Annotated in this window: 12 protein-coding genes; all 12 read left to right on the plus strand. The window is 60.4% G+C overall.

Annotation, left to right across the window (positions count from 1 at the left end; translation table 11 throughout):
• Positions 1 to 406 (plus strand): hypothetical protein (locus tag G5358_RS19085; RefSeq protein WP_421324712.1); only part of this gene is annotated, 406 nt, incomplete at its 5' end.
• Between the two features lie 90 nt (positions 407 to 496).
• Positions 497 to 1,048 carry a phage baseplate assembly protein V gene (locus G5358_RS19090; RefSeq protein WP_421324713.1) on the plus strand — a complete coding sequence of 184 codons (552 nt, stop codon included), beginning with the start codon at positions 497 to 499 and terminating at the stop codon, positions 1,046 to 1,048.
• Entirely contained in the window at positions 1,045 to 1,404 is a 360-nt protein-coding gene (locus G5358_RS19095) for a GPW/gp25 family protein (RefSeq protein WP_421324714.1), read from the plus strand. Before G5358_RS19090 ends, G5358_RS19095 begins: the two co-directional genes overlap by 4 nt.
• Positions 1,401 to 2,282 carry a baseplate assembly protein gene (locus G5358_RS19100; protein WP_421324715.1) on the plus strand — a complete coding sequence of 294 codons (882 nt, stop codon included), beginning with the start codon at positions 1,401 to 1,403 and terminating at the stop codon, positions 2,280 to 2,282. Before G5358_RS19095 ends, G5358_RS19100 begins: the two co-directional genes overlap by 4 nt.
• A 10-nt stretch (positions 2,283 to 2,292) precedes the next feature.
• Positions 2,293 to 2,694, plus strand: coding sequence for a hypothetical protein (locus G5358_RS19105; RefSeq protein WP_421324716.1), 402 nt, complete (start codon positions 2,293 to 2,295; stop codon positions 2,692 to 2,694).
• Positions 2,694 to 4,109: a phage tail protein I gene (locus tag G5358_RS19110; RefSeq protein ID WP_216989355.1), complete on the plus strand. Its 1,416-nt coding sequence runs from the start codon at positions 2,694 to 2,696 to the stop codon at positions 4,107 to 4,109. Before G5358_RS19105 ends, G5358_RS19110 begins: the two co-directional genes overlap by 1 nt.
• Before the next feature lies 1 nt (position 4,110).
• Positions 4,111 to 5,514: a glycine-rich domain-containing protein gene (locus G5358_RS19115; RefSeq protein WP_421324717.1), complete on the plus strand. Its 1,404-nt coding sequence runs from the start codon at positions 4,111 to 4,113 to the stop codon at positions 5,512 to 5,514.
• Between the two features lie 32 nt (positions 5,515 to 5,546).
• Positions 5,547 to 5,903: a tail fiber assembly protein gene (locus G5358_RS19120; RefSeq protein WP_421324718.1), complete on the plus strand. Its 357-nt coding sequence runs from the start codon at positions 5,547 to 5,549 to the stop codon at positions 5,901 to 5,903.
• A gap of 203 nt (positions 5,904 to 6,106) precedes the next feature.
• The gene (locus G5358_RS19125; RefSeq protein WP_337678373.1) at positions 6,107 to 7,279 is read left to right on the plus strand and encodes a phage tail sheath protein; all 1,173 of its coding nucleotides are present in this window, start codon (positions 6,107 to 6,109) and stop codon (positions 7,277 to 7,279) included.
• Positions 7,280 to 7,288: 9 nt separating this feature from the next.
• Positions 7,289 to 7,807, plus strand: a complete 519-nt coding sequence (locus tag G5358_RS19130; RefSeq protein ID WP_421313027.1) for a phage major tail tube protein — start codon at positions 7,289 to 7,291, stop codon at positions 7,805 to 7,807.
• A gap of 77 nt (positions 7,808 to 7,884) precedes the next feature.
• Complete coding sequence (locus G5358_RS19135; protein ID WP_019445430.1) at positions 7,885 to 8,169, plus strand: phage tail assembly protein; 285 nt, start codon at positions 7,885 to 7,887, stop codon at positions 8,167 to 8,169.
• A gap of 8 nt (positions 8,170 to 8,177) precedes the next feature.
• On the plus strand, positions 8,178 to 8,266 hold an 89-nt coding region (locus G5358_RS19140; protein ID WP_421324719.1), incomplete at its 3' end, for a GpE family phage tail protein.

Genomic DNA, 8,266 nt, shown 5'->3' on the forward strand with positions numbered 1-8,266 from the left:
TCAAACAGCTCAAACAGCTCAAACAGCTCAAACAGCTCAAACAGCTCAAACAGCTCAAACAGCTCAAACAGCTCAAAATAACAGTGAAAATATATCTAGTAAAATATTTGAAATACTGCCATTACTCTCATTTGCTGCTATATTGCTCTACTTCTTTAGAGTCCTTCTTTTTAATTACAAAGCAATTTGCGCTCAGGTTTTGCAAATTGAATTAAGAATGACCCTATGTCGATTCATACAACATTACTCAGAACATGCAGCTGAGATAAAGAAAAATAGTGATGTAACACTAGACCGCTTTGAAAATATTATTTTTTCTGGTCTCGTTAATAACGATAGCGATTTGCCTGCAACCTTTGATGGTGTGGAACAACTGGCCACTCTATTCAAAACGGTGAAAGGCTAACGACTCGACCTATCTAATCGGCCATTGTGTAGAGTCTCTACACAATGGCAACCTTTCGCCATACCGGCCATTGCCCAAAACAATGGCCCCATGCAACCAACCCCAACCGAACTCAAACGCCTGATCGACAACCTGATCCGCATTGGCACCGTCACCGCCGTGCGATCAGGGGAATGTCGCGTCAAAACCGGCGACATCACCACCAACTGGCGGCCCTACACCACAGACAGGGCCGGGGCTAACCGCACCCGCCACCGCCTGAGCCTGGGCGAGCAGGTGATTTTGCTTTCGGTCAGCGGCGATCTGCGCAATGCCTATATCGTCGGCCGCCTCAATGCTGACCAGTACCCCGAACCGTTGGCCGAAAATGACAACCCGGACCTTGACCGCACCGAATACAGCGACGGCACCGTCATCGAATACAACCCGGCAACCGGGGAGCTCAATGCCACCGGCATCAGGCAGGCCACTATCGTCGCCAGTGTCAGCGTGACTCTCGATACCCCCAAGACCATCTGCACCAACCAGCTCCAGGCCAAGCGCCTCATCTGTAACACCGCCAAGGTGGGCGACATCGAAGTAACAGAGCACAGCCATGACAAAGTGCAGCCAGGCGATGGCCAATCAGGGGGCCCGGTATGAACTGGCTCGGTATGAATGCCGCCAATGGCCGCGCCATCAGCACCACCGACCACATTATCCAGTCGGTGCGCGACATCCTCATCACTCCGGTGGGCTCGCGGGTGATGCGCCGCGACTACGGCAGCGAGCTCTTTTACCTCATCGACATGCCACAGCATCAAGCCACCCGCCTGCGCCTGATGGCCGCCACCGTGCAGGCCCTTATCAACTGGGAGCCGCGCATCACCGTCACCCGCGTCGATGTACTGGGCGGCGGCATGGATGGTGCTCTCACCATCGAGCTCACCTGGCAGCGTAAAGATGGCGGCGTGCTGGAGTCTGCAACCATCCCCATTCCGACAGGAGCCGCCCAGTGAGCAATGTAGACCTGACCCAACTACCGCCACCGGAAGTCGAGGAAACCCTCGACTTCGAGGCCATTCTGGCCAAGCGCAAAGCCATCCTGATCAGCTACTACCCGGCAGACCAGCAGGCGGCCATCGCTGCCACGCTGGAGCTCGAATCAGAGCCGCTCAACAAGCTGCTGCAGGAGCACGCCTACAACGAATTGATCCTGCGGGCCCGCATTAACGATGCAGCCAAGCAGACCCTGCTCGCCTTTGCCAGTGGCACCACCCTTGACCATGTGGCCGGTGAATATGAACTCGAACGCCTGCTGGTCACCCCGGGCAATCCATCAGCAACCCCGCCCATCGAGCCGGTGTATGAATCTGATGACCGCCTGCGCATGCGCTGCCAAATGGCTTATGAGGGCATGGCTACGGCGGGCCCGATCAATGCCTACAAGTTCCACGCCCTCTCGGCCAGTGCCGAGGTGGCCGATGTCGCCGTCGATAGCCCCACCCCGGGTACCGTCAGAGTGACCATCCTCTCACCGGCAGGCCAGCCGAGCGCAGACACCCTTAATCTGGTCGAACAAGCGCTATCTGCCGAAGACGTGCGCCCGCTCTGCGATCTGGTGGCAGTCGAACCGGCCCAGCTCAAACCCTATGCCGTTGATGCCACCCTCAACGCCATCGGCTTGGGTAAAGAGCAGGCCATTGCCGCCGCAAAAGAGGCCATGGCCAAAACGGCCACCGCTTACTACCGGGTCGGGGCCACCGTCCCGCTTTCCGCCATCTATGCCGCCCTGCACCAGCCGGGGATCGACAGCGTCACCCTGCGCGCGCCGCTGACCGACGTCACCTGCAGCGCACAGCAGGCCGCCAAACTCACCTCCATCACCCTCGACTAAGGACACCACCATGGCAAACGCCCTCTATGACAAAGGCCGCGAAAAGTTTCTCACCGGCGCCATCAATGCCAATGCCGACACCCTCAAGTGTGCCCTGCTCAAAAGCACCTATTCACCGACCCTTGCCAGTGATGAGTTTTACAGCGGGATCTCGGCCCATGTGGTCGGCACCCCGCAGACCCTCACCAGCAAAACCGTGGCTGCTGGCGTGCTTGATGCGGCCGATGTCACCTTCACCGCCGTGCCAACCGCCAACGTCAACTACTGCGCCATCTACAAAGACACCGGCAACGCCGCGACCAGCCCGCTGATCGCCCTGTTCGATACGGCGGCGGGCCTGCCGGTCAGCACCAACGGCGGCGACATCATCATCGCCTGGGATAACGGCCCCAATAAGATCTTCAAGCTCTGATGGCAACCCTCTATCCCGTCTGGCGCGGGTCACTCACCTATCACGACGGCACCCTGTCACATGACGGGGCAGCTCTCTATCGGGGCACAGTGCAAGGCCCGGATGATCCGGTGCCCGACGCCATTGCCGGGGTCAGAGTTGGCTTGACAGTGGCAGGGATAGAAGCAGGCCAAGTCGGGATGGCATCGCTCATTCAACGCGCCAAGCCAACCGGGATCAGCCAGTTTGCAGCCGGGGCCAACAAGCTGACCAGCCGCACCAAAGCCATCGCTATCAGCGATGGCGCACAGGGCGCTCCGGCAACGACCATCCGGGCCACGGTTGCAACAATGGGCGACCTGCTCGCCATGGGGGCGGCTGACATGTCAACACAGATAACCCTTGTCGGGCTTGATGCCGGAATTGTCGGCACGGCGGGAGTCAGAACCCGGCTCGGTACTGGCGGATTACAACCTGATGCCATCGAGGTGCCGACCATTCAGCAACGGCTGGCTCCTGCAGGATTCGCTCTCGGCGTCATCGGCAGCCACAAAGCCAAGGTACGACAGACCATCGGTGATCTGGCTGACGGTCAGCAAGGTGCGCTATTGCTGAAAACCAAACTGGCGCAGGCGGCAACCGCCTTTACCGGCGCCATGGGCACACCGATCGCCAAGTACGCCCAGATCATCTACCCGATAGCGCCAGCCCTGCCAACAGCAACCCAGCCAGCCCTGACCATCACCCTGGCACACGATGGACTAGCTCCCCCATTGGTAGGCCCGTTCACCACCATCACTCGCTTGGCGAGCCAAGGGGTCGATGCCGGTGGCATGGGGTCGCACAAGGTGCATCGCCTGCCACTGGCAATCCCGGCAACCCGGGATCTGTTGCCACCCTCTGCAACCCGTCTGGAGCACCTGACCGCCGCCGCGCTGGCCTACAACCTGACACCAGAAGTCATTACCTCCACCCGCTTTGCCGACACCTGCCCGACGCCGTTGCTGCCCTGGCTGGCATGGGCCCGCTCGGTGGACTGGTGGGAACTGGCGGAATCGGAAGACCAGCAGCGGGCGCTGATCAAAGCCTCGTTCAGGTTGCATCAGCGCAAGGGAACCCCATGGGCCATCAAGGAAGCGCTGAACGTGCTGGGCTTTGGCGACAGCACCATCATCGAGCGCGCCACCGGCCGCCGCTATGACGGCACCCTCAGCTACAACGGCAACGAACCCCATGGCGACCCGACCCGCTGGGCAGTCTATCGGGTCATCCTGACTCGCCCGGTCACCACCGAACAGGCCAACCGCATCAAGCGCCTGTTGGCAGAGATGGCCCCAGCCCGCTGCCACCTCTCTGCGCTCGATTACACCCGGGCGCCCGTTACCTACAACGGCGCCGCAACCTACAACGGCAACTACAACCACGGAGCCTCGTGATATGGCGAATTTACAAGAGGTCGTCAGCTGGGAGGCTGGCATCTACCAACTCGAAACCGGTGATCCGGTGCTGGGCGGCCCGGGCGGCATCTCCAACAAGCAAGCACAAGCGCTTGCCAATCGTACCGCCTACCTGAAAAAACACGTCGATGATATCGAAGGGGGCAACACGGCGGCGGGCAAGGCCAACAAGCTCAGCACCGCCCGCAATATCGCCCTGGCTGGTGATGTGACCGGTCAGGCGGCATTTGATGGCAGCGGCAACATCACCATCACCGCCACCTATAAAAACTCGGGGGTGGTGGCGGGCACCTATCGCTCGGTCACCGTCGATGCCAAGGGCAACATCACCGCCGGCAGCAACCCCACCACCCTGGCGGGCTATGGCATCACCGATGCGGTCCCCAGCGCACAAAAAGGCGCAGCCAATGGGGTGGCAACACTCGATAACAGTGGCAAGGTCCCCGTCAATCAGATCCCGGCCACGGCCATCACCGACACCTTTGTCGTCAACACCCAGGCCGCCATGCTGGCCCTGACCGCCGAAGTCGGGGATATAGCCGTACGTACCGACCTCAACAAGAGCTTCATCCTGCGGATTGCGGGCGCCGCCACCCTGGCCAACTGGCAAGAACTGCTCACCCCGACCGACTCGGTGCAATCGGTGGATGGCATGACCGGTACGGTAACCATCGCCACCGCCAGTGAGGCCGTGAAGGGTAAGGCACAGATCGCCACCCAGACAGAGGTGAACGCCGGTACCGATGACGCCAAATTCGTCACCGCCTTGAAACTGGCAAAAATGGGCATTCAAAAGCAGCTCGCAACCTTCAAACAGGTGGGCGTGACCCACTGGGTGGTTCCAACCGGCGTGTATAAAGTCCTGGTCACTGTGGTCGGTGCTGGCGGCGGTGGGGGTGGAGCCAGCTCATCGACCAACTACAACGCCAGTGGTGGCGGAGGTGGCGCAGGGGGATATGCCAAAAAGTTGGTCAACGTGTCCCCGGGAGACAGTATTCCCATCACGATCGGAACAGGGGGTAAAGGGGCACAAAATGGGGCGGTTGCCGCCTCCCCCGGGCAAACCAGTTCATTTGGCACGTTTTGCAGTGCCACCGGCGGTAGCCCGGGCAACTCCGCTGTGGGTGGGTCCACCTCTTCGATGTGTGGTGCAGGAGGCGGCGGCGGGTTAGGTTCCGGCGGCGATATTGATGGTTATGGTGGCCATGGTTCAGCCGGGATTGCTTCAGCGCCTTCCGCAGCAGGGGGGTCTGTGGGCCAAGGACAAGGTGGAACAGCCCTCGCCTCATTGGGTAGAGGGGGAAATGGTGGCGCCACGGTAACAGGTAATCAGGGCGCGGCTGGCCAAGATGGATTAAACGGTATCGTTATTGTGGAGTGGTAATTATGTGGGCACGAATCGAAAAGAATGTCGTCATGGAAACCACCGAGGTTGACCCCTCTGGCCGCTATTATGAAGCGCTTGACTGGATGGCATGCAGCGATGATGTGATGCCTGGATGGGTCGTCTCAGGTAACAACATCACACCCCCCTCAGCAACGGAAGTCTCTCCTGAAGATAGCGCGCAAGCGCGCCTGTCAGACTGCCTCACGTTGGCAAATCAGACCATTGCCACCCTTCAGCCCGCAGTCGATGGCGGCTATGCCAAGCCAGAGCACACCCAGTTGCTGGCCGACTGGCAGCGTTACCGCTACGAGCTGACGCTGGTGTCGGAGCAAGCCGGCTGGCCAGAGTCGCCGCAGTGGCCAACCGAACCGGAAAAAGTCATCTGACCAATCACCACCCCGCCTTGTGCGGGGTGTTTCGTTACTGCCGTCCGTTACCCCGTTGTCACCGCCCATCCAGTGTATCCACGCCAGATACACTGGCCGCCGCTCGCCTGCGATCCCCTGCCCCTGCATCCTGACCCTGTTCACATCACCTGCATTACCTACGCAAAGAATGCTCCGTCCGGACAACAGGAGAACCTATGGCACTGGACCAATTCCACCACGGCGTGCGTGTCGTTGAAGCGACCGAGGGTACCCGTACCATCCGCACCGTCGCCACGGCGGTGATCGGCATGGTCTGCACCAGCGAAGACGCCGACGCCACCTACTTCCCCCTCGACAAGCCTGTGCTGATCGCCAACCTGCCGGCAGCCATCGCCAAGGCGGGCAGCGAGGGGAACCTCAAGCGATCGCTGCAAACCATCTATGACACCGTCAACACTATCGTTATCGCCGTGCGCGTAGCCAAGGGGGCTGACGCGGCGGCCCTCACCAGCAACATCATCGGCACCATCAAGCCCGATGGTAGCTATACCGGCCTCAAGGCGCTGGAGAGGGCCACCCCGGCCACCGGCGTCAAGCCGCGCATCCTCTGCGTGCCGGACAACTGCACCCTGCCGGTGTCCACTGCGCTGGCGGGCATGGCCAAGAAACTGCGCGCCTTTGCTTATGTACCGACCATCGCCGAGACCGTCGAAGCCGCGCTGGCCTACCGTGAAAACTTCTCCAGCCGTGAGCTGATGCTGGTGCATGCCGACTGGACGGCGTGGGACGTTGCCGCCAATGCCAGCATCAAGCTCGATGCCTGCCTCAAGGCTGCCGCCATGAGGGCACTGATCGACAAAGAGATTGGCTGGCACAAGACCCTGTCGAACGTCGGCGTGACCGGGGTCGATGGCATCACCAAAAACCTGTTCTGGGATCTGCAAGACCCCGACACCGAGGTCGGCCTGCTCAACGCCAACGAGGTCACCGCCCTGATCCGCTCTGACGGCTTTCGCTACTGGGGCAACCGCACCTGCTCAGATGATCCCCTGTTCGCCTTCGAGAACTACACCCGCACCGCCCAGATCTTGGCTGACACCATGGCCGAGGCGCACATGTGGGCCAACGACAAGCCGCTGCACCCGTCCCTGGTCAAAGACATCGTCGAAGGGATCAAGGCCAAGGGCCGCGAGCTGGTGAACGGCGGATATTTGCTCGGGTTTGACTGCTGGTACAACGAGGAGCTCAACGACAAGGACACCCTCAAGGCGGGCAAGCTGCGCATTGATTACAACTACACCCCGGTGCCGCCGCTTGAAGACCTCGGTTTCATCCAGCGCATCACCGACCACTACCTGATCGACTTCGGCGCCCGCGTCGCGGCCGCAGCATAAGGAGCACCCATGGCACTGCCACGCAAACTCAAACGCCTGAACGTCTTTCTCAACGGCGAGAACTGGGTGGGTGAAGCGGAAGATTTCACCCCGGCCAAATTGACCCGCAAGTTTGAAGCCTATCGCGGCGGCGGCATGGGCGGCGCCGTCAACATCGACATGGGATTCGATGACAGCGCCCTCGATGTCTCGTTCACCTTCGGCGGCTATGGCGAGCCCCTGCTGCGCTGCATGGGGGAACCCAAGGCCGACGGCACCATGGTGCGCTTTGCCGGCTCGGTGCAGGGCGACGACACCGCCGAGGTGGTACCCGTCGAGATCATCTGCCGTGGCCGCTTCAAGGAGCTCGACCGCGGCACCCTCAAGTCCGGTGACAACTCCCAGGCAAAGGTCGGCATGGTCAACACCTACTACAAGGAGACCATCAACGGTCAGGTGATCCATGAAATCGACCTCATCAACATGATTGAGATCGGCCCCGATGGCATCGACCGCATGGCCGAACACCGCAAAGCCATCGGCCTCTAACCCCTTCCCTCATCCAATGGGCGGTCCTTATCCAACCAATAAGTGCCGCCCTCACCACATCACCAGGAACCGACACCATGGAAAACAAAACCGTTACCCTCGACCAAGCCATCCAGCGCGGCGACACCACCCTCACCGAGATCCAGCTGCGCAAACCCAAGGCGGGCGAAATGCGCGGCCTCAATATGACCGATGTGGTGCAGATGGACGTCAACGCCCTCACCAAACTGCTGCCCCGCATCACCACCCCCATGTTGACCGAAGCCGAGATCGGCAACATGGATCCGGCTGACCTGATGCAGCTGGGCAGCGAGGTAAGCGCTTTTTTGGTACCGAAGAGAATGGCCTACCTCATTGCGTAGACGAGATGATGGCCGATCTGGCCATCATCGCCCACTGGCCGCCGTCCGAGATGGCGGTCATGGAGATCAGCGAGCTGATGGGCTGGCACCAACGCCT

This window comes from Aeromonas sp. 604176, assembly GCF_049170755.1.
GTDB lineage: Bacteria > Pseudomonadota > Gammaproteobacteria > Enterobacterales > Aeromonadaceae > Aeromonas > Aeromonas veronii_A.